This is a genomic window from Mesorhizobium sp. M8A.F.Ca.ET.207.01.1.1 (assembly GCF_004794715.1).
In the GTDB taxonomy this organism is placed as follows: Bacteria; Pseudomonadota; Alphaproteobacteria; order Rhizobiales; family Rhizobiaceae; genus Mesorhizobium.
On the sequence record NZ_SRUS01000001.1, the window covers coordinates 607,822 to 632,643 of the forward strand.

Genomic DNA, 24,822 nt, shown 5'->3' on the forward strand with positions numbered 1-24,822 from the left:
GATTGGGGAGGTTTCGTTAGATCTGCTTCTCACCTTGCGGAGACAAATCCTCCTTCAGGGAACTGAAGAGGGATGACATGAATCTAAAAGGCCTGCTGCCACAGGACAAACATGCACTGGAGCGCTGGCTGATCGACGTCGCCGTGGAGAACCTCCTCGACGTCCGTTACGACCTGCTGCTCCGATGCGGTATAGGCAGGATCGCCGCGAACAATGTTCGGCTCGAATATCCGAAGACTCTGGATGACGGCTGGGGCGATCCATTTCCTCGTCGCGACCACCTGCGGCACATCCTCGACTGGATCGTCGCCTCGGTCCAAGAGAACGCGCGCTGGCTCTCGAACGTCGATGCCTCGGGCCGGCCGCGCAAGCTGCTGAAGTGCTCGACATACGATGACCTCATGCGCGAGGCCGACAAGGCCATGGCGAAGAAACACGGGCAGCACTCGATGCGGCTAGGTCCCGATGATGAGCAGCCTGTCGCCGAGCTCAATGGCGGCTACCGTCTAGTTCGCCTGCTGACGCCGGAAGCGCTCGATCTGGAATCCTTCCGGATGCATCACTGCGTCGGGGACGGGGCCTACGACGGTGGACTCGCTGAGGGCGGCATCCGCATTTTTTCCCTACGCGATCCAAGGGGGCGGCCTGTCGTCACCATCGAGATCGACGGACGGCACGGCGAACGCTGGGAGATCGATCAGATCAGGGGCAAGCAAAACGGACCGCCGGACCCGCGCCACATGGCGATCCTGAAGCCTTATGCGACGGCTGCCAAATGGCATGGCAGACAGACCTACTGGCCTACGGTAGCCGACGTTGACGGGATCGAGCACGACATCGACAAAGTTCCAGTCGGAACGACGTTCAACAGGCTTGGCGGGGCGCGTTACTGGGGTGCGGCCGTTTCCTTCCCGACCGACCTGACGGTGCTTCATGACGCGGTCTTCGGCCATGGTGTGCCGACAATCCCGGAGCGCCTGACCGTTTATGGAAACCTGTATCTGGCCACGTCGCGGGAGAAGCCGATCGCGCTGCCCGAGAGCCTTCAGGTCGGCGGCTGGGTCATCGTCTGGGCCATTGACGAGATCGCCGGGCCGATTCCAGTGCACCTGGCTGGCAGGATCAAGACGTCGGCAGAGGTCCAGAAGATGAGCGGGCTGGCGACGTTCTACGGAGCCGAAGGTCTCGACAGCATAGTATTCCTCCATGGCTACGACGAGGATGAGGAACCGCGCCTGCCGCAGCTGAGGTGAACCTTAAGGAATGTCCTTAGGTTCCTGCATCCTTTGATCTCAAACGTCCATGCTCGGCGACCGCTTGGCCGGCGGGGGGGTGCGCCAGGGTCCGCGAGGTTCGCCATGAATTTCATGGTAATGTCGGGCGTCCGATAGGCGATTTTGTAGTAATTCGCGGTTGCGCTAGTGTCGCGGAATCGAGCTGGAGAGATTAATGGCTGACGCACTTTGGGATAATGAAATCAGCCGTTGGATCATCGGAAAAATTCCTGTCCTAGATGATCGCTCGCAGTACCGCGCTGATAATTCCGTCCGTTTTGCTCTTTGGGCTAAAGAGTTCCGAGAAGCGTCTCCACCTATCGCGTCATTTTGCGCGTTACATGCTGTCGAAGAGGCTGTTGCGGCCTTCATTTCGGCTGCTAAAACCTGTGGCCATAGGGAACGCGCGAAGATCGTGAATATTCACGATCACCTCAGCAAAGCGTTGGTGTCGATCTTTGCAGCACGCGCGAGTTTAGCGGCCAATCAGGGCCGATTGGCTATAGCGGTGCATCCAGACGGGCAATCCCTAGCCTATCGTCTCCCGAAGGGTGACGGGTATGCATACAACAGGCTCCACCTTAGCGTCTTTCACGTAGATTTTGACGGCACATCAGAAGCGGGCGACCGCAACCTTTTGGGCCAAGTCCCTCTGCTGGATGATATCGAGGCGGAGGTAAAGAGGGTAGCTGATGCCAGAAACGGGGTGCTTTATGCTTCTGATGCAGGAAGCCCTATTGGTTTCTTAGATCTGGAAACAGAGGTGAACAGAGCCACCAGTCTATGTTTAGGTCTGATATGGGGAAGTGTTGATCTTCATCTGGACCCCGCACAGGGAGGCGCTTTTGTTCAGATGATTTTGGACAAAATGATTGACTTGAATACGGCTCGTATAAAGCCAAAGAAATCTGATCTCAACTAGCCAGCGAGGTGCAACCACCACTGCCGTTCGGCCAGCATCTTTTACTCCCTCCCCTCTGATCTGCGGCATCAACGCGCTTGCCAATCCGCAATACCAAAAAGGCCATTCAGCCGTTTCATGCCGGGGACGGATTGAGCGGACGAAGCCCGTCATTTGGCCACGTGCAGATCCTCCCACTTTATCCTGAGGAAAGGCTTCGCCGTTCTGGGAAGCTTCGAGCGATCGACCATCCGGGATGAGACTTCAAAATCCGCGTTGATCTTCACGACGAGCAGCTTGCTGAAGTTACCTGACACCTTCACAGCAACCTGGTCCTTGGACTTGAACGGGGTGATGGTCTTGATCTCAACATGATCGTTGCCGAGCCTACCATCAGCACCTTGCGCATAGTTCTTGTTCAGCTTTATTCCGTAGGTGATGGCGCCGAAGAGCTCCCCAATGTCTCCGTACACATTGAGATGACGACCTGTCTCAACGTGGTAGCTTTCTGCAAGCGACAAGAGATCCTGAAAATACGGAATCAAAGATCTTATCGCATTCGGATACTTTGCTCGCCATTCCTGGTATCGAAGCTGTTCTTCCACGTCGGACCAGGAAACCCACTCTCCATCGTCATAGAAGGCCCGATCCGAGATATCATCTTCCATTTCACACCCCTTGGAAGTCCGTACTGTATCGGAAGCCGATCAGCAAGATGCGGTCAAGTATGAGCGCTTCGGACTCAATCGAGCTGTCCATTGCGTCTGCTCTCTATGACCGGATGGGGTCGAAAGCTGTCGTTCGTCTCGTTCATAAGAATGAGCAGGTCGCGCCAATGATCAGTCGTCAATCCGGCGGCAATAGCTCGAACCGACCCAAGCGGGCCAATGCTAGACATTCAGGGGACATCCGCCGTGTCAACTCGACATTCAGCGATCGAGAATCCTGGACACGTATCCCATCTGCCCTCTCCGTCTGATCTGCGCTTTATCGCAGTGATCACAGCAGGCCCGGAAATGCCTGGTCTTCGACTTGGTGCCGAACGCCCAATCCAGAATCCTGACCGAGAGGCTCGGACGTCGGGTGGATTTCGGTCCCTGAAAATATTCGGAGATTGCCGCCCTCATGCAGGACCGGGTTCTCATCAGTTCGCTGACCTGGTCGATCTGGTGAAAACGCTGCTCCAGCATCTGCTGCCGGTCAAACGTGGAAACCTGCGCTGACTCAACTGTCTTCTCGGCCATGAAACGCAGTCTCGAAATGTCGCGGCCGATACTCGAGCCATTTTGGAACATCACCGCCACGGAGGGCTTCCCATCCCTCCCGGCACGCCCGAATTCCTGTAGCTGGTCTTCAACCGAGGCCGATTGCTGCCAGTGGATCACGAGGCGCACGTTCGGGACATCGAGACCCATTCCAAAGGCGTTCGTGCAGATGATCTGGTCAACGGACGGCTTGCTTTGTCCAAGGAACCGCTTGACGAGTTCCTGGCGTTCCCACGCGTTGCCCAGCCTTGAATGGTAGAAGGGCACCTCCAATCCGAGATTGCGTAGTGCAGCCTGCAGTTCCTCGCCGACCTTCGTCGACGGCACGAATACCATGGCCTTCTGTCCTTGGAGCTGCGGCAATCGCAGAAGAGAGGCGATTTCCTCCGCACGTTTTTCGACCGAGCATCGCCACCGGAGCAACGCGATATTCGGTCTGTCGACGTCCCGAACGAAAACCTCGGCGTCCTCGATGCCCAGCGATGCCAGGATGCGCTGCTGCATCTCCCGCCCCGCGGTGGCGGTGAATGCCAAGACGGGCGGTGCGCCCAGCTTTTCGCGGACTTCCTTGAGGCGGCCGTATTCGCGTCGGAAGTCCCGGCCCCACTGATCGACGCAATGGGCTTCGTCGACGACAATAAATGATGGCTTCGTCTGCTTCAGCCGTGCCCGCTCGTCCTCGCTCCGGACGAAAAACCGCTCGGGAGCCAGATACAGCAATTTGATCGCGCCCCGTCCCAAAAGGGAGAACCGGGTTTGCTTCTCTTCGGCGCTCAAATCACTGTTTACGAAGGTGGCCGGAATTTTCTTGGCGAGTAGATCTGACACCTGCTCCGACATCAGAGTCTTGAGAGGGCTGACGACCACGGTCAGGCCGCGGCGGAGCACGGCAGGCAGTTGGAAGCAGAGGGTCTTGCCTGATCCAGTTGGGCTGACTACCAGGATCGATTTTCCGGATAGCGCCGCCAGCACGATCGGCAACTGGCCTTGCCGGAAGCGATCCAATCCGAACAGGCGGAGAGCCGGGCCGAGATTGCCTGCGCCTTCGGAAACCTGGCCATCGGTATCCAGCCAGCGGGCCAGCCGGACTGCCCATCTCTCGACAACCCGCCTTGCAAGGCCGCCGGCCAGATTCGGATGATGGGCGGCATGGCAGCCGTCGCAAAGGGTGACCAGATTCGAGAGCTCGTCCGTCCCGCCCATCGATCTGGGCAGCAGATGATGGATGTCGGCTTCCGACGATTTCACCGGGGTCGAGCACGAGACGCAGCGGTAGCTGTCGCGCTTGAGAACTTGAAGTCGTATCTCACGCCACGGATCGGTGGCAATCGGTTGATCCATTTCTGCTACGTCCAAGTCCCCGAAAACAACGGGAGTAGCAGAAGAGGTTTATGAAAGGCTGACCTAACGGCTTAATCGAACCCAATGTTCACTAATAAACGTCATTTCCGTTGCAATCCACGGCTTTCGACAATATTCGAAGACTCGTGACGGGGCTGGACAAGGCCCGTCATGAGGGTTCGGGCGGGCAACACTATGCGCAACAGCGATCCCAAGGGGCTCTATGCCGTCCTTGGCGTTTCACCATTGGCAATAGCCGAAGAAATCAAAAATGCATTCAGGCAGCGGGCCAAGGAGACGGTAGCACCAACGCTCGAGTTAACCGCGCTTGAAGTTGCCCCGCTCTCGCTCCGTTCTCCCCTTGTTGCAGTGTTTGGCGGAATTTACGCAGCAATATCCCAAGAACGCGGGGGCCGTCGGCCATCTCGGCTTGCCGGACGCGCCGCCTTGGTGACACTGTCGAGCGCTGCAGACAGGCCGAGCCTGGGATCGCCATCGGCGACGCTGAGCCTCCCCGTTAACGCTTCACCCTCTGGCGTCTTCATGCACTATCCTCCCTTCAAGGTATCTCGATACAACTCGACGACACAGGCGTAGGGACCATCGTTATAGCCCTCCCGTCGATGATGTTCCGACCGACCCTGCTGTGCCCGTCAGCCCGCACCGACCTGCACTGCCATCGAGTTGACGGCACTATCGAGGCTTGTTCCGAGAGATTGCTGCACCCGGACAGCAGCGCGGCGGCCAGGCGCGACGTGCTGACCATCAACACCTCGTCAGGATCGTCGAAGTTTGGATCTCCGGATTGCAGCTCGTCGGCGGCCTGACCATCTTCCGTCAGCCTGAGGGCGACCGTCACGGCCACGAGTCCCTCGTCAGTCAGTTTGTGACGCTTTTCGCTCGAGGGTCCGACGACGACATCAAATAGAGCGAGCGACAGCACCTCGTCGAAGACGTCGTATCCGTGCCGATCATGCCCAAACCGTCCAGGGATCTTGTCGAGAGCTGCGGTCAGACGCCGCCCAAAAGACCTGATCGCACCGCGTACATGGGCCTCAGCCTTCTCAAGTTCCATGCCCATATCTTGCGAAAGACGCGTCGCGACTGTCGCTACGGATATCGCGCCTTCGCTCGTCAACTACACGGGAATAGGGGTGCCGCCAGTGCCTGAATCCTTGGTCGCCACATGAATGTCTTAGGACTGACCACGCCTGCCTTAGGTCGGGGTGAGTTCACCTAACGGATCGACGCTTCACTGAATCGTTTAGCCGTGGCTTCAGGCATGCGATCGCCAACTTTTCGACAAGCGTCACTATAAGGCTGTCAGGTATCTCGACCCATTGGACAGATATCGTCTCTTTGATGAAGGCTCTACGTTCTAGCCGATTTGGAAACCGACCCTGGAATTCCTTCTGCAAAGCGTGGCCTTCATCGCCGGAAACGTGCTTCCTGCAAATCCGGTCCCGCAATCCGGATGATCCAGAAGCCTCGCCAATATAAATGATCTCGTCGTCGACAGAGAAAGCGTAAACGCCATTCGTGTCAGGTGGCAGGGCCTCTCCCACTAATACGCGGGTTGCTTGCAGCAGCGTGCTAAATAGCGCTCCCGCCATCGACACTGTAGTCTTGAAGATATTGGGTGAGAGGTCATTCATTTTTTGACGACAATTGAATGAGGGACATCGACAGTCCCAAAGGAAGGGCATAATCGCGGACAAAGCTGGAAACTGCTGATCCGAAACTCGCATTCTGGGTGACAAAGAAAAACTTCAACTCACCATTCTTGCTGCCTACAAGCGGAGGTAGCCCCGGCCGACACATCAGGTTTTCATCGGATTGGTACGTCCAAAAATGATGATAGATGGCCGAATAGGCCTCTTTGCCAACCACCCTGATCGTTTCCAACATTGCACCCTTGTCGAAATCTTTGATCTTCCTGAAGCCGTTCAAAATGGCGAAATAGTAAGTTGGATTCGCATCCCAGATTCTGCCTGCATCGTCGAAAAGGTCACCAACAGACAGCTTCGCAAGTCGCCGTCGTTCGTCAGAATCTGTCCCTTCATGACGAATAAAAGTGATGTCCTTGCCGTAGGTGGCCTTGCAGTGAGTTTTCACCAAAAGGTTCAAACCTTCGGAATAGGCGGGAGCCATGTCGTACCCGTCTTCAATCAGCCGCTCTCGCATGTATCGGACAATATCGAGCTGTTGGCCTTGGGAGCCTAACCATTGATTTCCTTTGATCTTCCTCCCGGTCATCTCAAGATAACCCGCGTTCAGAAGCTCAGCCTGTTCGTGGGGAAGCAGATCAGAAAACGACCCACCCGCGAGTTCGTACATAGCGTCAAGATGTGGAGATCTGTCTTTCCACCAATTCCGATCTGTCCAAAACCACTCCTCGGGCCGGATAAGCGTGTAGCGCGATTCCTTGTTGGCATATGAATTCCACAAGAGCCTCGAGACCGTTTGCTCCGGGAGGCCCGCAGACACCAGATCCCGCCTATTGCAGCCTTTTGATGTATAAAGCTCGTATGTCGGTTGTGTGCTGCGGAAATCAATTCGAAGCCGCCTCGGCAACTGCTGCGGTTTCATATCAGACATGCGAACCCCACAGAAATGTCTCCTTGGTGTCGCTCAAAAAGTGACGGCTTGAATAAATCGATCCGAATCTTCCCGGCGACGGCTGCCTCACACAAGCATCGTTATCGTTTCAAGGCGATCGAGCGACGAGTCGCTGGCCAGCAGAACGCCAAGCTCAATCGAAAGCTCCTGAGCGGCGGCCGTGAAGCCCGACATCGATACGACTACCGCGAAATCGCACTTGTAGTACCGACGTGATCCAGCAGCTTCCTGGACCGCTTTCACGCCCACCGGCTTCACATAGCTCTTGCATTGGAGGGCGTACCGCAGTTCGTCTTTTTCGGCGATGAGATCGGCTCCGAAGTCACCCGTGATCGGGGTGGTCTCGACATCGTAGCCAAGCTTTGACAGGCGTTCGGCGACTTCCTTTTCATATGAGATGCCACGGGTATGGATAGGCTCAGGTCGCCTCCCGAGGGAAAGCGCGCAGATGCTGGCTATCCCTGCGGCCGCCTCCTCCTCGTCGTAGGACTGCATTATCGACACCGCTTCGCGCTTCAGGAAACGCGTGAGCTCGCGAACGACCTTGGACAGGTCTGGCTTTCCGTCCGGGTCGAGCCGGAAGGCATTCTGGTAGGTCGCCTCGACCTGCTTCCTGAAAGACAGGTAGATGCGGTAGTTCTCATGGAACGTCTTGGAGTGGTCACAGAACTTTCGGATTTCAGTCATCACCAAGGCACGTCGCGTGTGATCGAGCATGATGTCCGGCAGCAGCAATGAGAGTGCCGTCAAAGCTTGATACGCAACCGTCTCGCCAGCAAGGCGATCATAGAGCTCCAATCCGACGGTATTTAGTCCTTCAGCCAAGGCAATGTCGATGAGGCCGCCATGGTACGATATCATGTCGCTGCCGCCAGACTTCCGCCACTGGTCGTTCCAGATGTCAATCTTGTCCCCATGGATCGCGCTCTCGGCCTCGATCTCGCGCATGGGGGCTGCACTAATGCTGGCGATGCGTGCGGATAGATTTTTGAACGCGAGGAACGGCGATACCGTTTCGTCTTCCCCAAGCGGGACCAGAGGTTTCAGGTTGACTTCAACGGACCAGCCTTTTGATATCCCAGAACAAGGATAGTGGCGGAGTGCCCCCGGGGTGTCCAAATCGAACCGTTCAGATAGGTCGTCTTTCTTTACCAGTGTGGTCAGCACCCATTTATCGTGCTTTGCGATTCTCAAGGACGCGATGGCAGATGGACAATGCGTGAGCGGCCCGTTGGAAATTTGGTCCCACGCACCGATAAAGTCGCTCGTGTAATCCGTATTCATTGCCTCGCCCCGTGCCTGTGAGGTGAGTTTAGTCAGGTGCTTCACAGCCACAAGAGATCATTCCGACACATGCACATAAGATCGAGGGTGATGGGGAGGGCTCTATGCAGGATGCCAACCGCAGGTTCGCTGAGATGGCGCACCCGCATAGCTGGTACATGACCGCTGAAAACCTGCACGCGCAGGCCCTGTATCTCGGCAAGTCCAGGGGTCGTTCAAGGATCACTTTCCAGGACCACGTCAAAGGAGCCAGCACATGGTGGGATGGCGACAACAGGACCATGTTCCTGCTGGGCGGCTTCGCGCTGGAGAACGCCATCAAGGCCTTCTTGGTTTACGAGAACCCGAACTGGATATCGAACGGCAGGCTGGCGAGGCACATCAGGTCTCACTCCTTGACGAAGCTCCAGGCGCAGGTGGTGGAGATTCCGTACAAGCGCCAGTATGTCTGGGTGCTCAAGCAGTTCGAGGCAGGCATCGACTCCTGGTCTCGATATCCATGCGCCTTGACGGCCGAGGAGACCTTCCAGGAAGGCCATATGCACGCAACCCTTTGGGGCGGCTATCTGCGGGTCATGGATGCCTACGGGAACCGTCTGAGAACTCTGCTGTCGAAGCCTTGGAAGGGGCCTCATGGCGTCGCCGGAACCTATGCCTTCTACAGCGGGCCGCTCGAAGAGGGCGAGGGGATGGGGCGAAAAGGCTTCAAGCCACTCTCGGCCGCCAAGCACCTACGGTGACCCGTCAGCCCTTCAGCTTCGCCCGATCCACAGACCCGGCGGCCGAGGTGCCTTCACTTCCAGTGGATTTCCATGCTGTATCTCCCCATTCTCATCCGTTGAAAGATCAGGATCGGCGACCGCGGCGACAGCGACAATGGGGGACAGGCATGCTCAACATCGAAAAGGACACGGCGAAGCGGATCATCGACGCGCTGGCGTTGGCGATCGACAAGAAGCCGTCTTCGGCGAAGCCTTTCAGCACGGCACCTTACGACAGCCTCGCGGTGTACGGCGATTGGGGTCAGGACAACAACGACTCCAAGAACGACACTACCCGGACCCGTGCACTCTTCCTGTCCTACCTCATATTTTCGGGCGGAAGGATCCCACTGCGCGGCATCGAGATGGACGGCACCTGGCATCGTCCGGACATCTGGGTGGCGGGAGCATTGGTCAAGAAGGGCTATCTGGCCGTCGACGAGGCCGCCGGCGAATTCCATGTCACGCCGGAGGGATGGGAATTCGTCGCTGAGACGCTCGAAGGACTCCAGAAATGACGTCGTCGCTGCTCGCCCGGCCTCCGAACGGTTGGGGGCAGGACTCCCTGACGGGCTACTTCGACAATTTCCGCGGCAACCAGTTCGCCACTTTCAACAACAAGCGCCCCGCCGTCGCGGACTTGATCAGGATCGACGGGCTGTTCGTGAGGTTCCTGCACGGCGCGACTAACCCCCGTCCTTTCGTGCCCATGACTTTCATGCTGCGCGCGCATGCTGCATACCGGGCGGCTGCGGGCGCAGTCCTTGCCGGACAGCTCTACGAGGCGCAGGCCATGCTTCGGCTCTGCCTCGAGCACGGGGCTTACGGCTTCTACATCGGGGCCGACAAGGTGCGGTGGCAGCGCTGGATGAACCGGAACGACAGTGCCGCCGCGAAGCAGGCGGTCAGGGACGAGTTCACCCACAACAGGATCCGGAAGCACATCAAGGCTGCGGCCGCGACCATTGGCGGCCAGTTTGAGCGCCTTTACGAAACGCTCATCGATTTCGGCGCGCATCCGAACGAGCAGGGCTTCTCCATCAATTCCGCCATCCGGAGGGACGGCGAGAAGGTCCACTTCGACACGATCTACCTGCAGGCCGACGGAGTGCCTCTCGACATGGGGCTGAAGATGACCGGGCAGGTGGGCCTATGGGTCCCGCATGTCATGCAGCTGATCTACGTGGAGCGCTTCGAGCTGCAGGGCATACGTGCGGACATTGAGGAAATCCGCTCGCGCTTCTGACGCTCATCCCTCGACGATGATCTTGATCGCCGACGGGTCGACCCCGAACGTCACGGCCAGGCGACGCTTCGCCTCGGCGATCGTCAGCGGAACCTCGTCCGCGTCCGCCGACCCTTCGGCCTCCTCGGCGTCATCGGCTTCCTCGGCGGCGTCCCGCTCCCCGGCCTTGATGCTGGAGAGGGGGATGCGCCCGACGGCAGGGTTGTCTAGCCCGATGCCGGCTCCGACGAGCGTCACCGGGTTCTTGGCCTCGAGATCGTACATCGATAGCCAGATGCCGCGGCCGACTGGCATCTTGTACCCGGCGGCCTTCCGGGCAGCGTAGGCGCGGTCGAAGCGGTCCCGCATTTCGTCGCCCTCGACGAAGTGGACCTGCGCGAAGCGAGGCGAGTCCTTCTCGTCGACCGAGACAGCGACAACCATGTCGGCGCCTTCGAGCGTGCCCCATGCCGTGTCCGACTTGTTCCGTGGGAAGGCGACCCACGTGTTCTGCGTCGTCCGGATCGAGGCGACCTTGCTCTTTCCGTCCTTGGTGATGCGCCGGACGCTGGACTTGCCTGCCCCCTTGATGCGGCTGACTTCCCAGCCCTCCTTTTCCAGCGTCATCAGGCCCGCCTTGAACAGCTTGTCGCGGTTGATCACCTTGCCTGGAGTTGAAAACACGTTGGTCATTTTTCTATTCCTCTCTGGTTAGCTAGAGGAAACTCTCTAGAGGCTAACTCAAACGGTGTCAACGCACACTTGCGAGAACGCAGAGAGAAGCTTGAGAGAAACGAAAGAGAGATCGGAGCCGCCAGTTTCCGAAAGCCTTCTGGAAAGCCTTCTCCGCCTCCTCGGGCAATCTGCGACCAGCGCATTGGCTTCAGCCGCTGATGATTGCCGTGATCGGCACGGCTGCCGACGTGCACAGGTCACAAGCCATGAATCCGGCGACGACCTCATGATCGCAGCCGACGCCTGGATCGGCCGAGCAGATGCTGAGCAGCAGGTACCAGGCATAGGGGGTGAACATGGCAGCCTCTCCTTCGTCGAAGAAGGATCGGCGGTTGCGTGCGTTCGGGCTGCGCCCAAAAGGAAGGGGCCGCTGTCGAGGCGGCCCCTTTTGAGGTTCATCGCTTCCGGGCGCGGGAAGCCTCGACAGTCTCGGTCACGAAACCGTCGAGGTCGTTGAGCACTTGCGCTTTCCGGTCCGGCCAGGTCTCACGCGTGCAGAACAGCGTCGAGGAGGCGCCGTAGAGACCTCGGCGCTTGATCGATGTCGACCAGTCCCAGGACACCGTGATCTGCCCAGCGTAGCCCTCGCCGGCGGGATCGAAGTCGACCATTGTCACCGTGCCCCCAGGCTCGATGCCGAGACGCAGCGACATCGTGTCTGACGGGCGCATGATGACGTGCTCCGCGGAAGCAGCGCTCATGCCGCACCTCCGCACTCGAGCATGAGCAGCACGGCGCGACCGGGCTTCACCACAGCCTGGTGGCGAAGTTCCGGGTCCTCGGACCAAGTGAAGCTAAGCTCGGTAGCATCGCCACGGATTACGCCAAGGGCGACGCTGCCGTCCTTGGTCCCGAGGATCAGCATCGGCTGGATCCCATGTCGCTTGGCGAGGGCAGGGGTGATGCGGAACACACCCGACCTAAGCCCGTCGGGGCTGCGCGTCTTGCCGATACAGTTGGGAAGGTCGACGGCGGGAACGTGAACGTGGTTGAGCAGGGCAGACATAACAAACTCCATGATTCGGGGCCGCGCGGACCGACAATCGGAACCGCTACGGTGGGTAGGTTGGAAGATGTGGAGGGTGGGAGCGTGGTCCCGAGGTGTCGCGCTGCCGGAGCTTGTCGCCCCGCGAACATCACCTGCCCGATAGCATCCGTCTACGGCCAAGGTCCAGATCCGCTGACAGAAAACTTGGAGTCAGGATGAATCCTGCGTTCATGATTTCCGCGGCATCTTACCGAGAAGAAAGCCCGTGGCCGTAATGGGAATCACGGCCGGAGGCTTCTGAAGGACCTGAAGGGCTGCTTCACTTCCCTTCATATGATGATGAGTTCGTCCGGAGACACCAACAAGCCCTCAGTCGAAAATCGTGTTGGTCGGTGTAACCAGCGCGAGGGCCAGCTGCGGCGACACCTGTCGACGATACTTCCCGGCAAGGGCGATCGCGAGCGCTGCATACGCGGCGCTTGATGCGATGCTTTCCCGACGCGCTGGGAGGGCGTGGCCGAGGGCCACCTCGGATGCAAAGCAATGTAACCGCCTGCAGGGTAGGGAAGAAATCCGGGATGGCGTCCGGCGCGGCCCGTCGCTTCAGCGCCCGTCCCGCATCTTCGCGTAGGCATTGCCGGGCCGGATGTTCGCATACTTGGCGTCGCACAAATCATGGATGTCGAAATGGTCGACCCGGGTGCAGCCCTTCCGGCGGGCAATTTCATCGAGCAGCCGACCAAGTTCGCGGTCGCCACCAGCCTCGAGCATTTCGAGCTTGTCGAATTTGGCGCGCATGCCGCATTTTTCACATTCGACGAGGATCTTCGTCGCTGGATACGTCGAGATCAGAGCAGTGCTCTTCCCTTGCGAACTCATCTGGCAATCCTTGCCGCAGCCGTGCTTGAGTTGCTCGGCATGCTGATCCCAACGGCGACAAGGCGCGACCCGCATTTCGGGCATAGCAGCCGCTGAGAAAGACGGCTCAGCGGGAAATCCCTGCCGCGCGTCCAGAGCATCGAATATACGGCCAGTTCGTACCTGTTGTTGCACTCGCGGATGGTTTTCAGGTCCTCCCGATTGCCCCAAATGCATCGAGCAGTCAGCTTTACGCCGTGGTTCCACGCATCTCCAAGGGTCTCGATTTCCATGAGAACGAATAGGGAACAATGTCCTTGCTAGTCAAGACGCGTTGTGGAATCAATCCATCAATTTGGTTCTGACGCGAACGCAACCAACGGGCGTGATCGATGTGCGGCCGGGTACACATAAAGACGAATCTTGACGATATGCTGCAGGCCTTCGCCTTCGCGCAGCACAACGAAGATGTCGACCGGGCAGCCAACCAATTTCCGAGGTACAACGGAGCGCCTGGGTTGGACTACCCGCTGATCATCAACGACGTTGTGAGGGACGCGGTCGAGCCTGTCCTCGGGCCCGTTTTCAAGATGATGCGGTGGGGTTTCATTCCTCATTTCGCCAAGGCCCGCACCGAGGGCTTCAAGCACATCAATGCGAGGGCCGAGGGCGTTGCGACCAACGGCATCTTCAAAAACGCCTACCGATCCCGCCGCGCCCTGATGCCCGTCACCGGATACTTCGAGTGGCAGGACATTTTCGGTACAGGGAAAAACAAGTGGCCCTATGCAATCGCCATGGCGGACGACCAGCCGTTCTGTCTCGCGGCGATCTGGCAGACCTGGCGCGATCGGGGGACAGGCGAGGACGTCGACAGCTTCGGCATCGTCACCTGCGAGCCGAACTCAATGATGGCGAAGGTACACAACCGCATGCCCGTCATCCTGAAGCGTGAGGACTATGGCCGCTGGCTCGGCGACGAACCCGATCCCGCCGACCTGATGAAGCCGTTCCCGAGTGAGTTGATGAAAATGTGGCGCATCGACCGGAAGGTCGGCAATTCGAAGCACGACACACCCGACATCCTTGACGAGGTCCCGCCGGAGGACCTGTTCGAATAGCGTTCAGGGGCCGACGTATAGCGTAACTGACCGACAACCATCCCATCCGTTGCAGCTTGCGCTGGACCGCCGTGCCGGCTATCCCGGAAAGCATGGGCGGCAGCGGCAAGAAAGTTTTGCAGATCGATCTGGAAGGGGAGCTGCTGATGCTCGACCTTCTCGACACGATGCACGACCTCGACCAGAACGGACAGGAACTGGAGGAGGCCTTTGCCGCATTCGCGGCGGGCAATCTCTCGGCGGATTTGCATGACGACGCACCGCTGACGCTGGAGATGGCGGTCTGCCTGCCGGAGCTGCAGGGCGTGTTCACCGTCAATCCGGAATTCCGCGCCAAGTCGGAATCGATCACCGTGAAAACCCTACGAGGGGCGATCGACAAGGGCGACCTCGAATGCCGCCGACCGAACAAGAACATCTTCGTCACCCGCCGCGGGGTCAAGGAATGGCTGGATAAATGCCTCGACCGAAAAACGATCTCCCGACCCTCAAGCTCCGACGCTACAAGGCCGACAAAAAAGGCTATGTCCGCCCAGCCGAACGCTTCATCTACGACGGCGGCAAGCAGCACTACCTTGGAATCGGCGAGGATGATCTTGCGGCGGCTCAAGCAGCCCTCCGCGAGTACGTCGCCAAAAAACACGCCGAAGAAGTAGCGAAGCCCTCCAGCCGTCCGAAAAGGCTGCCGCCTTCGGAGACGGCCATCGCCGACGCGATCGCGCACTACTCAATCAAGGTCGCGCTCCGGTTCGAGCCGTCCGAAAACAACCCCGGCAAGCCGCAGCAGAAGCGGGACTTCCTGATGCGGATGGAAGCCTTGCTCGACTACTGGGGCGAGAAGGTCGTCGACGACATCGACGCGAACACCTGCGGCGAGTTCTCCAGGAATCATTCAGCCTCCACGGCGCGACGCTGCCTTGAGGACCTGCGCGCGGCCGTGAAGCGCTACGTCAAGGACCGCAAGATGGCGGCCGGCGGCGACTACGTATTCGAGCTGCCAACGGCGAACGCCGCCAGATACGGCTTCTTCACCCGCGGCCAGCTGGCACGGCTGGTCTGGGCCGCGCACCGGAAGAAGGGCACCTACAGCTACACCGGGAAGCGGGCAAGGGCCGACAGTCGCGGCAAGACCGTCGAGACGGCTGCGCGTCCCCGCAGGCACATCGCCAGGTTCCTGCTGACCGGAGCCTACACGGGAACCCGCACGGACCGCATCGAGCGAGCCAGCTTCTACAAGGAAGAGGGAAGGCCGTGGGTCGACATCGACAACGGCATCTTCTACCGCAACTGGCAGGGCGAGATGGTTCCCGACAACAAGCGGGCTGGCCCCGTCCGCATCCCGGGCCGCCTGCTGGCGCACATGCGCCGCTGGAAGGCGAACGGCGCGCGTTACGTCGTCGAGCATCAGGAAGGCAAGACGGGGTCGACGGCCAGCGCCTTCTTCCGCCTGCTGCGCGAAACGCTTACTCCCGAGGAGATCGCGGCGCAGGACCTGAACAGGCACACTCTCCGGCACACCTGTGCCACCTGGGCGATGATGGGCGGCCGACCGATAGAAGAGGTCGCAGGGTATCTCGAGACGAGCGACAAGATCATCCGCAAACACTACGGCCACCATCACCCCGACCATCAGGCCGGATTCGGAGAGGCCTTCACGACGGGGCGCGCCGGCCGCCTGGGTTTCGGCCGGGACGACAAGGCCAAGAAGCCCGCCAGGCAGACGGCTGCCAACAACCCGGTGCTCGCCGAGGAAGTGCGCGGCTCGATCCGCGACCTGCTCGAGGCCTTCCAGGCACCCATCGCAGCCACCGACGTGCTATCAGCTACGCCTGACGCCGGGCTTGAGGCGCTGCGTGAGACGGTCAAGCGTTCTGGCCGTTCCGGAGACTGGAGCGCCGTCCTCCACAACGAAATGGCGTGACCGCCACGGATGCCGCCACGAATTGCCACGGAAACAACCGGAACTATCGGGGAACAACGGGCATCAGCGCGAAAAAAGATCAAGGAAAATCAGTTATTTAGTCGTCGCCCCGCTCGTTTACACCGAAGATGTCGGCGGTTCGAGCCCGTCATCGCCCACCATATCTTTCCCCCAGTTGATGTTTTCCGGTTGCGGGCGCCACGAAATCGCCACGTCGACAACGGTCAATAGCTCACCTGTTGTCCTTCGTGCGGGCGGTGCATTGCTTTTTCACGGGTGAGCGGCATTTTCGCAGGAAGTTTTTTGGGCCTCGGGCGTTTATCTCAATAGAGATAGCCATTGCCGTGGAGCTACAGCTCCCGCCGGGGGCAACTGGGCCTCTCGGCTCGCGACCGCGGGTTTGTGGCTGCAGGTCAAGGGAAAATGCCCGTTCAAGCTTTCATTAACCGAATTGCCACGGCCGTCCCTGATCACGGCGTTCACGAATTCTTCCTTCAATTTGCGGGCTCCCAGTTGGCAGATCCCCGCCGCCGCGCAATTTTCAATCGCATGGCCGACAAGGGCGGCATCGAACATCGCTATTCCTGCTTCGCACCCGCTGGTGATCCTGAGGGGCTGAGCGTCGACCTGGCGGGTGTTTTCAAGCGCGGTGCGTTTCCGGGTACCGCCAAACGCATGGAAATGTATTCCACTGCCGCGCCCGCGCTGGCCGAGCGAGCATTGGAGCGACTCCTGGAGGGCGAAGACAGGAAAGGTGTCACCCATCTGATTGTCACCACCTGTACGGGCTTCTCCGCTCCCGGCATCGATCTGGAAATAATCGCCCGGTGCAATCTGCCCACCACCGTGGAGCGCACGATCATCGGCTTCATGGGATGTTATGCGGCAATCAATGCGCTCAAACTGGCGCGGCACATCGTCCTGTCGGAACCTTCGGCCCACGTTGTGATCGTCTGCATCGAACTCTGTACGCTCCATCTCAAGGAGACGGCCGATCTCGAAAAACTGCTGTCTTTCTCGCTCTGGGGCGATGGCTGCGCGGCCGCGTCGGTGACCTCCCGCCCGTTCGGCATCGGCCTGGACAGTTTTCACGCGATCGTGGACGCCGACGCCCGCGACTTGATGAGCTGGAGCTTGCACGACGACGGTTTCGACATGGTTCTGTCGGGGCAAGTTCCTGCTGCAATCCAGAATGCGCTTGGCAAAGGGATCGGCGCCATCTTGGGAAACAGGATCGCCGCCAACATCGACCTTTGGGCTGTTCACCCGGGTGGGCGTTCCATTCTCGACGCCGTGGAGCGCGCGCTGGATCTTCCTCCCGATGCGCTGTTGCCGTCGCGCGATGTGCTTCGCGAAAACGGAAACATGTCTTCCGCCACAGTCATGTTCGTGCTGGAGCGGATGCTTCGCGGGTTCACGGATGATGACGTGGGCTGTGCAATGGCATTTGGCCCCGGCCTCACGGCCGAGACGATGATGTTCCACACGGCCGGCCGTGCGTGACATGGCCACCGGTCTCGACAGCCGTCTTATCCAGCCGGAACTGCTCGATCATTTGCCTCCCGACGATCCCAGGGCGATTGGCTCCCGACGTGATCTGATTTGGATAAATTCGCTGATGTTTCAACATGCGATCATGTCCAACCTCCTGAAGGCCAGCGTGCGCGAGGGTTCGATCAGAATCTTGGAAGTCGGGTCCGGCGACGGTGCATTCATGCTCTCGGTTGCAAGGCGCCTCGCCACGAAGTGGATCGACGTGGAGCTGGTCATGCTCGACCAGGTTGACCTCGTCACCGACCGGCGGCGCGCCGATTTCGCGGCTCTGGGCTGGCGGGTTGAAACCGTTACCGACAATATCTTCGACTGGATCGCAAAACCCGGGGGTGCCGCCTACGACGTTGTCTCGGCCAATCTCTTCCTGCACCATTTTTCCGACACCGCCTTAAAGATCCTGTTCGAAGCCCTATGCCGTCTGGCGCCGGTATTCCTCGCCGCCGAGCCGAGCCGAAACATTGTCGCTTTAAAAGCGTGCCCGCTCCTGCGCCTTGTCGGTGCAAACCAGGTCACCATGCACGATGCGGCGGCAAGCGTCCGCGCAGGTTTCGCTGGCAAGGAACTTTCCGGTTTGTGGCCTCTCGGTTCCGCGCAGCAGTGTGAAGAGCGCAGAATTGGCCCGTTTACCCACGCCTTCCGCGTTTTCCCCAAGGAAGGACTTGCGCGATGTACGATGCCATCGTCATAGGTGCCGGCCCAAGCGGCTCGTCGGCAGCATTGGCCTTGCGCGGCCAAGGTCGTTCTGTGGCCATCATCGAAGCAAGCGAGTTTCCACGCCGCAAGGTCTGCGGCGAATTCATGTCGGCGGTCAATCTGGAGCTGTTGGACCGTCTGAAGGCCGGCGTGGCGGTTCGTGCCAAGGCAGGGCCGGAAGTCAAGCGGGTTGGCTTGTTCGCGTCGGGCCCTGGCATCATAGCGGGCATGCCGCGCGCCGCGGGAAATGCTTTCGGGCGGGCGCTTGGACGGGACGTTCTGGATGGCATCCTCTTGGACACGGCGCGCAATGCCGGAGCCGACGTTTTTCAGCCATGGCGCGCGGTGGAGATCGCCAGCAATGGCGATCGTGCCATCGTCCGGATCGCCAACAGGGAGGGTCAGACAAGTCTTAGCGGGCAGGTGGTGATTGCGGCGCATGGCTCCTGGGGGCAGGGCAGGTTGCCAACCAATCTCCCGAAGAGCAGCGCGGCATCCGATCTGTTTGGCTTCAAGGCCCATTTCAGGGGAGCGTCGCTCGCTCGAGACCTCATGCCGCTCCTGGTGTTTCCGGGCGGCTATGGTGGCATGGTGTGGGCGGATCAGGACAGGATATCGCTGTCGTGCTGCATACGCCGCGACGTGTTGACTAGGCTGCGCAAAGAGGGCGGTGCGATGTCCGCGGCCCAAGCCGTTCACGCGCACATACTGGCATCGTGTCCGGCCACGGTTTCCACGATCGGCGACGCCAGCCTCGAAGGTGAATGGCTTGCCGCCGGTCCCCTACGTCCGGGGATGCGCCCACGATTTGCCGACGACATATTTCGGGTCGGCAACATCGCCGGCGAGTCTCATCCCATCATCGCTGAAGGCATCTCCATGGCCCTGCAGTCCAGCTGGCTTCTCGCTGGCGAATTGGCAAGGTTCGAACAATGGGACCGGACGGCGCGCATCGCCGTCGGCAAACGCTATTCAAGAGCGTGGAGCCGGCAATTCGCCACTCGCATTCATGCCGCCGCACTGTTGGCGCGCATTGCCGTCCTCCCCAACTCTAATACGGCGATGAAGACTTTCGTGGGTTGGTTCCCGAATAGCCTGACCTTAGGAGCCAGATTGTCCGGCAAGACAAAGGCCTTGCCTGCTCTCAGCCATCCGTAAGGGCATGAAGCCGGCCGGACGCTTGGAATTCGCTGAAGCGCTGGAGCCCGAATCGCAACTCAACAGGCACACGCTTCTTGGCGTATGGCTGCCCGCTCACGGCGGCACCATCCGGAAATCCTTGCCCTCGGGCAGCAATTGCCCGCCGTCGACGACAATGGTGGTGCCGGTGATGTAGCTGGCGTCGTCCGAGGCCAGGAACAGGAAGGCGTTGGCCACGTCGCGCGGGCTGCCGAGCCGGCCGAGCGGGATCGAATCCTCCATGTTCTTGATATAGGCGGCGCCGCGATGCTGTTGGATGGCTTCGGTGAGGATATTGCCGGGTTCGACGCCGTTGACGGTGATGCCGTAGCCGGAGAATTCAAGCGCCGCCGCGCGAATGAAGCCGTTAATGCCTGCTTTCGTCGCCGAATAATGGCCGTGGCCAGGGCTGGTGACGTGGGGGCCGGTGATCGATGAGGTGTAGAGCATGCGGCCAGAGCGCTGCGCCTTCATCGGCACGAGGGCGGCGCGGCTGGCATTGAAAGTGCCGCGCAGGTTGACGGCCATGACGCGGTCCCAGTCGTCGGCGCTGGTGTTTTCGATCAACTGCCAGGGATAGATGCCGGCATTCTGCACGATGATGTCGAGGCGGCCGTGCTGTTTCAGCGAAAGTGCCACCGCGGCCTCGGCGTCGCTCATTTGCGAGATGTCGGTGCGGATGAAGGGGACGCCCAGTTCATCCGCACTTGCTTGCCCCGCCTCCGCCTCGCTGTCGGCCAGCACGAGCCGTGCGCCTTCTTCCGCAAAGCGCAGCGCGATGCCCTTGCCGATGCCGCGCGCGGCGCCGATGATCAGCGCTACCTTGTCTTTCAGTCGTCCTGTCATGCCAATCCTCGCCTCACGCCCTCTCACGCCAGTCTTTGGCGAATGGTTTGCTTGAATGCGTCGAGCAGCACCGCGGCCAGAACCAGCAGGCCGTGGATGACCTGGGTGAAATTGGCGGGCAGGCCCATCAGGTTGATCGCCGTGTTGATGGCCGAGAGCAGGAGCACGCCGGCATAGACGCCCGGCAAGGTGCCGACGCCGCCCTTCAGGCTGACGCCGCCGATAACCACGGCTGCAAAGGCATTGAACAGCAGGCCGACGCCAAGATTGGCGGTGGCGCCGGAGGTGCGGATCGCCAGCAGCCAGCCGGCGAGCCCTGCGATGGCGCCGGCGAGCACGAAGGCGATGATCAGGTTGCGGTTCACCCGGATGCCGGCGCGGAAGGTCGCGGTTTCATTGCCGCCGATCATCACCAGGTGCCTGCCGAACGGCGTCTTGGCCATGATCAGCGAGAAGACCACGAAACAGGCCACCGCGATCCAGGCGGTAAGCGGCAGGCCGATCAGGCGCTGGATGCCGAACCACCGGATGGCGGGTGCCAGATCCTGTGCCGAGCGGCCGCCCGAAATGACCAGCACGAGGCCGCGTACCCAGATGTAGGAGGCGAGCGTGATGATGAAGGCGCTCATCTTGACCTTGACCACAAGATAGCCGTTGAAGGCGCCGATGAGGCCGCCGACGGCCAGCGCCAGCAGCAGCGAGACCGGAACCATCAGCCATTCCGGGTGCAATTGAACACCGAGGCCGATGCCCGAGGAGCAAAACAGGATGCCCACCGCCATGGCGCTGAGTGCGGCGACGGATTCGACCGACAGGTCCATGTGGCCGGCAATGATGACCAGCGCCAGGCCGATCGACATGACGCCGAGCACGCTCGACGCCTCGATGATGTTGGCGAAGATGCCGAGTTGGAAATAGTTCGGGATGAACAGCGAGAAGACGACCAGGACAAGGAGCAGCATGAACCAGACGAGGTTGTCGAGGACGAACTCCAGGGCGTGACGCGTGCGAGGGTTCATGTGTCGATCCGGTTGGCGTGCGCAATCAAGGCCGCAGCGAATTGTCTGCGTCTCGTTTCATGCGGGCAGGGATGGGCTCCGGGCCAGGTATGGCCCGGAGCGTTCAGGCGACATGCCTATTCGACCGACTTGACCGTATCGGTCGGCGGCTTCTGGTTGCCCCAGAAGGCCGGGTTGTCGACGTTCTCCTTGGTGATGGCGGCACCCGGAATCTTGATGTTCGGGCCCCACGCTTCCTTGGTGACGGTCGATTTCAGGCCAAGCACGTCGTATTCGCCGGGCTTGATCTCTTGCTTCTTCGCGACCTTGTCCATGAACATGGCGACGGCCGCGGCCTGTGCGTAAAGCGGCTGCTCTACTTCGACATTGAGCCAGCCCTTGCGGATCAGGTCGAGGCCGACCGGCGCGCCGTTCGAGCTCATCAGCATCACGTCGCCCGGCTTCTTGCCGGCGGCCTCTAGCGAAGCGACGGCGGCGACCGACAGGTGCGCGGCATGGCTGAAGATCAGGTCGATGTCGGGATTGGCCAGCATCTGGTCGGCAACGATGGTGCCGGCATTGGTGGCCTCCCATTGCATGGCCGGCAGCGAGATGATCTTGACGTCCGGGAACGCCTTCATCTTCTCTTCAAAACCCTTCTGGATGTCGAGCGTGTAAGGATCGCCGGGGTCGCCAAGCACCTGAAGGACCTTGCCCTTCACCGAGCCGTTCTTGGCTTTCAGAAGCTTTTCGGCCTGATCGGCGGCGACATAGCCGATCTCGACGGTACCCGCGACCGACGTGAAATCGGACGGTGTCGACGTGATCTGGCGATCGAATTCGACCACCGGAATGCCGGCGGCGCGGGCGGCCTCGATCGATGGTTTCAGCGCATCGAAATCGACGGCGGCCAGGATGATCGCCGCCGGCTTCAGCGCGATCACGTCGTTCATCTGCGATTGCTGCGCGTCGGTCTTGTTGTCGGCGTTCAGCGTCTTCATCTCGTAGCCGGTCTGTTTCAGGAACAGCTCCAGCGCGCTCACCGATCCGGTTTGGAACTCGTCGAGCAATGTCGGCACCAAGTAGTAGACAATACCCTTGGACTGGGCGAATGCCGGCGTGAGCGTGGCAAAGGCCAGTGCCAGGATACCGAAGACAGCAAGAAGTATTCGCTTCATGTCGTTGGCTCCCTGTTAAGCCGGACCCCTCTTTGTCCCTCAGCCCGCCGGTCCGGCACCGGCAAGCGTCTCCCCGGTGATCATGTTGATCACCGCATCGGGACTTGTCTTGTTGCGTGCGACATCGCCCGCCACGACGCCTTGCCGGATCACCACGATCCGGTCGGCGACCTGAAAAGCCTGCTGCATGATGTGGGTTATGATGACGACGCCGATACCCTGGCTCGCCACTTGGCGGATCATGTCGAGACCGCGCCGCGTCTGTTCGACGCCAAGTGCGGCGAACGGTTCGTCGAGCAGCACGAGTTTGCCGCCCCAGTGGACAAAGCGGTTGAGCTCGATGGCCTGGCGCTGGCCGCCCGAGAGGTGCTCGACATTGGTGCGCAGTGAAGGAATGCGGGTACCGGCGCTGGCCAGCGCCTTGCCGACGACAGCCTCCATGGCGCGTTCGTCGAGCACGGGAATGCCGAGCACCTTCCTCGTGATCTCGCGGCCCATGAAGAAATTGGCCACAACGTCGACATTGGTGCAGAGCGACAGGTCCTGGTAGACGGTCTCGATGCCGGCCGCCTTGGCTTCCGCCGGCGAACGGGCCAGGAACTCCTTGCCCTCGAACAGCATGCGGCCGGATGTCGGTTCGAGACCGCCCGCAATGATCTTGACCAACGTCGACTTGCCGGCGCCGTTGTCGCCGAGCAGCGCCACCACCTCGCCCTTGCCGATGGAAAAGCTGATCCCCTTCAGCGCTTCGATCGCGCCATAGTTCTTGGTCACGTTGTCGAGCACCAGCAGGGGTTCGCTCATGCAGCAATCTCCCTGGCCGAAAGGATGTCGCGGCCGCGCTCGCGTTCGGCGGCGAACATCTGGCCGAAGCGTGGCGACAACACCCCTGAGACGGCGAGTGCCGCCGCGCCGCGCAGCACGGCATGCTGGCCGCCGCTGGCGACGATGACACGCGGCGTCTTGCGATCAGCGCGAGCCGAAACCGAATTGTGCAGCGGTTCGGCCGCGTCCGCCAGGCGTTCGAGCAACTCCGACGCCGCCAGGCCGCCGAGCACGACCGTCTCTGGGTCGAAAAGGTTCTCGATGATGGCGATGGCATTGCGGAAGATCGGGCCGACCTGTGCCACCCAATCGGCGTCGCCGCCGGCCCGGCGGCCCCGCGCTTCGAGCGAGAGGTAGCGCTCGAGGCAGCCGCGGTTGCCGCAGGGGCAAAGCTCGCCATCAGGGACCACGGGAATGTGGCCGATCTCGCCCGCATTGCCCCAGGCGCCGCGCAGAACGCTGCCGTCATGCATCATGGCGCCGCCGAGCCCAACGCCGAAATAGAGATAGTAATAATCGGAATGGCGGGCTCCGATGCCATAAAGCCTCTCGCCCATCGCGGCGGCGGCCATGTCGCTCTCGAAGAACGCCGGCAATCCCGTCGCGGCCGTCAGCCGTTCACGCAGCGCCACGTGCTTCCACCCGGTCATCGTGGTCGGGCCGACAAAGCTCATGGAGTCCACGTCGAACGGACCGGGAAGCGCCATGCCGATGCCGATGACGCGGCCGCCGGGCCGCTTGCCCGTCAGGTCGCGAACCATGGCGCCAATCTGGTCGAACGCATGATCAGGCGCCGCGTTGGGGGCTTCGCGGCGTGAACTCTCGATAACGTCGCCGCTGAGATTGATCAGTGCGGCGTCTATTCCAAGCGGCGTCAGGTGGATGCCGACGGCATAGCCGCCTTCCGGGTTGATGCGCAGCGTCGCGGGTGGCAGGCCACGGCCCTTCGGCTCTTCGCGTACGGAAAGGATGTAGCCCTGTTCCTCCAGTTCGCGAACGATGGTCGACACGGTCTGGACGGTGAGCCCGACATGCTTGGCGATGTCGCTACGTGCGATCGGGCCATGACGGCGGATGGACTCCAGCACGATGCGCCGGTTGTACGGCCGCCCGAACTCCTGATTGGTCCCCCGCAATGCCATGCCTTGCGCCCTCACGTGACGTAAGGTTCGCATCAAATATTTATTCAGTCAAATGGAATTCAAAAATAATCGGAGCGCGGACGGAACTGAAGATCCGTGGTGTCTCATCCTCGG

General features: G+C 60.4%; 25 protein-coding genes. 10 read left to right on the forward strand and 15 right to left on the reverse strand.

Annotated elements, in window-relative coordinates; all coding sequences use genetic code 11:
- The first annotated feature begins 77 nt into the window (after positions 1 to 77).
- Positions 78 to 1,253: a PcfJ domain-containing protein gene (locus EN850_RS03045; protein ID WP_136090601.1), complete on the forward strand. Its 1,176-nt coding sequence runs from the start codon at positions 78 to 80 to the stop codon at positions 1,251 to 1,253.
- Between the two features lie 196 nt (positions 1,254 to 1,449).
- Positions 1,450 to 2,196 carry a hypothetical protein gene (locus EN850_RS03050; RefSeq protein ID WP_136090602.1) on the forward strand — a complete coding sequence of 249 codons (747 nt, stop codon included), beginning with the start codon at positions 1,450 to 1,452 and terminating at the stop codon, positions 2,194 to 2,196.
- Positions 2,197 to 2,345: 149 nt separating this feature from the next.
- Here the strand turns inward: EN850_RS03050 and EN850_RS03055 are convergent, their stop codons facing one another.
- From EN850_RS03055 to EN850_RS03075, 5 genes are all read right to left on the reverse strand, one after another.
- Positions 2,346 to 2,843 carry a hypothetical protein gene (locus tag EN850_RS03055; protein ID WP_136090603.1) on the reverse strand — a complete coding sequence of 166 codons (498 nt, stop codon included), beginning with the start codon at positions 2,841 to 2,843 and terminating at the stop codon, positions 2,346 to 2,348.
- A gap of 261 nt (positions 2,844 to 3,104) precedes the next feature.
- Positions 3,105 to 4,781: a RecQ family ATP-dependent DNA helicase gene (locus EN850_RS03060; protein WP_136090604.1), complete on the reverse strand. Its 1,677-nt coding sequence runs from the start codon at positions 4,779 to 4,781 to the stop codon at positions 3,105 to 3,107.
- A gap of 559 nt (positions 4,782 to 5,340) precedes the next feature.
- Entirely contained in the window at positions 5,341 to 5,856 is a 516-nt protein-coding gene (locus tag EN850_RS03065; RefSeq protein WP_136090605.1) for a hypothetical protein, read from the reverse strand.
- 572 nt (positions 5,857 to 6,428) lie between these two features.
- Positions 6,429 to 7,379: a hypothetical protein gene (locus EN850_RS03070; protein ID WP_136090606.1), complete on the reverse strand. Its 951-nt coding sequence runs from the start codon at positions 7,377 to 7,379 to the stop codon at positions 6,429 to 6,431.
- A gap of 87 nt (positions 7,380 to 7,466) precedes the next feature.
- Positions 7,467 to 8,684 carry a restriction endonuclease gene (locus tag EN850_RS03075; RefSeq protein ID WP_136090607.1) on the reverse strand — a complete coding sequence of 406 codons (1,218 nt, stop codon included), beginning with the start codon at positions 8,682 to 8,684 and terminating at the stop codon, positions 7,467 to 7,469.
- Positions 8,685 to 8,788: 104 nt separating this feature from the next.
- On the opposite strand from EN850_RS03075, the gene EN850_RS03080 reads away from it, so the two are divergent.
- From EN850_RS03080 to EN850_RS03090, 3 genes are all read left to right on the forward strand, one after another.
- The gene (locus tag EN850_RS03080) at positions 8,789 to 9,424 is read left to right on the forward strand and encodes a hypothetical protein (protein ID WP_189590969.1); all 636 of its coding nucleotides are present in this window, start codon (positions 8,789 to 8,791) and stop codon (positions 9,422 to 9,424) included.
- Positions 9,425 to 9,573: 149 nt separating this feature from the next.
- The gene (locus EN850_RS03085) at positions 9,574 to 9,963 is read left to right on the forward strand and encodes a hypothetical protein (protein WP_136090608.1); all 390 of its coding nucleotides are present in this window, start codon (positions 9,574 to 9,576) and stop codon (positions 9,961 to 9,963) included.
- Positions 9,960 to 10,691, forward strand: coding sequence for a hypothetical protein (locus tag EN850_RS03090; RefSeq protein WP_136090609.1), 732 nt, complete (start codon positions 9,960 to 9,962; stop codon positions 10,689 to 10,691). The genes EN850_RS03085 and EN850_RS03090 overlap by 4 nt, the downstream gene beginning before the upstream one ends.
- A 3-nt stretch (positions 10,692 to 10,694) precedes the next feature.
- Here the strand turns inward: EN850_RS03090 and EN850_RS03095 are convergent, their stop codons facing one another.
- The 5 genes from EN850_RS03095 to EN850_RS03110 form a co-directional block, all read right to left on the reverse strand.
- Complete coding sequence (locus EN850_RS03095) at positions 10,695 to 11,363, reverse strand: hypothetical protein (RefSeq protein ID WP_136090610.1); 669 nt, start codon at positions 11,361 to 11,363, stop codon at positions 10,695 to 10,697.
- A gap of 190 nt (positions 11,364 to 11,553) precedes the next feature.
- Positions 11,554 to 11,703: a hypothetical protein gene (locus EN850_RS36240; RefSeq protein ID WP_189590971.1), complete on the reverse strand. Its 150-nt coding sequence runs from the start codon at positions 11,701 to 11,703 to the stop codon at positions 11,554 to 11,556.
- A gap of 97 nt (positions 11,704 to 11,800) precedes the next feature.
- A complete protein-coding gene (locus tag EN850_RS03100) occupies positions 11,801 to 12,106 on the reverse strand; it encodes a hypothetical protein (RefSeq protein WP_136090611.1) in 306 nt (101 codons plus the stop codon).
- The gene (locus tag EN850_RS03105) at positions 12,103 to 12,411 is read right to left on the reverse strand and encodes a hypothetical protein (protein ID WP_136090612.1); all 309 of its coding nucleotides are present in this window, start codon (positions 12,409 to 12,411) and stop codon (positions 12,103 to 12,105) included. The genes EN850_RS03100 and EN850_RS03105 overlap by 4 nt, the downstream gene beginning before the upstream one ends.
- 585 nt (positions 12,412 to 12,996) lie before the next feature.
- Positions 12,997 to 13,356: a hypothetical protein gene (locus tag EN850_RS03110; protein WP_189590972.1), complete on the reverse strand. Its 360-nt coding sequence runs from the start codon at positions 13,354 to 13,356 to the stop codon at positions 12,997 to 12,999.
- 287 nt (positions 13,357 to 13,643) lie between these two features.
- On the opposite strand from EN850_RS03110, the gene EN850_RS03120 reads away from it, so the two are divergent.
- The 5 genes from EN850_RS03120 (at position 13,644) to EN850_RS03140 (ending at position 19,698) form a co-directional block, all read left to right on the forward strand.
- Positions 13,644 to 14,372 (forward strand): SOS response-associated peptidase, encoded by a 729-nt coding sequence (locus EN850_RS03120; RefSeq protein ID WP_136090615.1) that lies wholly within the window; start codon positions 13,644 to 13,646, stop codon positions 14,370 to 14,372.
- A 457-nt stretch (positions 14,373 to 14,829) separates the two neighbouring features.
- Positions 14,830 to 16,293 carry an integrase gene (locus EN850_RS03125; protein WP_136090616.1) on the forward strand — a complete coding sequence of 488 codons (1,464 nt, stop codon included), beginning with the start codon at positions 14,830 to 14,832 and terminating at the stop codon, positions 16,291 to 16,293.
- Positions 16,294 to 16,716: 423 nt separating this feature from the next.
- Positions 16,717 to 17,796: a type III polyketide synthase gene (locus tag EN850_RS03130; RefSeq protein WP_136090617.1), complete on the forward strand. Its 1,080-nt coding sequence runs from the start codon at positions 16,717 to 16,719 to the stop codon at positions 17,794 to 17,796.
- Position 17,797: 1 nt separating this feature from the next.
- Positions 17,798 to 18,535, forward strand: coding sequence for a methyltransferase domain-containing protein (locus EN850_RS03135; RefSeq protein ID WP_127278875.1), 738 nt, complete (start codon positions 17,798 to 17,800; stop codon positions 18,533 to 18,535).
- A complete protein-coding gene (locus EN850_RS03140; RefSeq protein WP_136090618.1) occupies positions 18,514 to 19,698 on the forward strand; it encodes an FAD-dependent monooxygenase in 1,185 nt (394 codons plus the stop codon). Before EN850_RS03135 ends, EN850_RS03140 begins: the two co-directional genes overlap by 22 nt.
- 96 nt (positions 19,699 to 19,794) lie before the next feature.
- Here EN850_RS03140 and EN850_RS03145 read toward each other — a convergent pair whose 3' ends face one another.
- The 5 genes from EN850_RS03145 to EN850_RS03165 form a co-directional block, all read right to left on the reverse strand.
- Positions 19,795 to 20,565, reverse strand: coding sequence for an SDR family NAD(P)-dependent oxidoreductase (locus tag EN850_RS03145; RefSeq protein WP_135880161.1), 771 nt, complete (start codon positions 20,563 to 20,565; stop codon positions 19,795 to 19,797).
- 23 nt (positions 20,566 to 20,588) lie between these two features.
- Entirely contained in the window at positions 20,589 to 21,584 is a 996-nt protein-coding gene (locus tag EN850_RS03150) for an ABC transporter permease (protein ID WP_135864114.1), read from the reverse strand.
- A 116-nt stretch (positions 21,585 to 21,700) separates the two neighbouring features.
- A complete protein-coding gene (locus tag EN850_RS03155) occupies positions 21,701 to 22,741 on the reverse strand; it encodes a sugar ABC transporter substrate-binding protein (RefSeq protein WP_136090619.1) in 1,041 nt (346 codons plus the stop codon).
- Positions 22,742 to 22,780: 39 nt separating this feature from the next.
- Positions 22,781 to 23,545: an ATP-binding cassette domain-containing protein gene (locus tag EN850_RS03160; RefSeq protein WP_135864119.1), complete on the reverse strand. Its 765-nt coding sequence runs from the start codon at positions 23,543 to 23,545 to the stop codon at positions 22,781 to 22,783.
- A complete protein-coding gene (locus EN850_RS03165; RefSeq protein WP_136090620.1) occupies positions 23,542 to 24,708 on the reverse strand; it encodes an ROK family transcriptional regulator in 1,167 nt (388 codons plus the stop codon). The genes EN850_RS03160 and EN850_RS03165 overlap by 4 nt, the downstream gene beginning before the upstream one ends.
- Between the last annotated feature and the right edge of the window lie 114 nt (positions 24,709 to 24,822).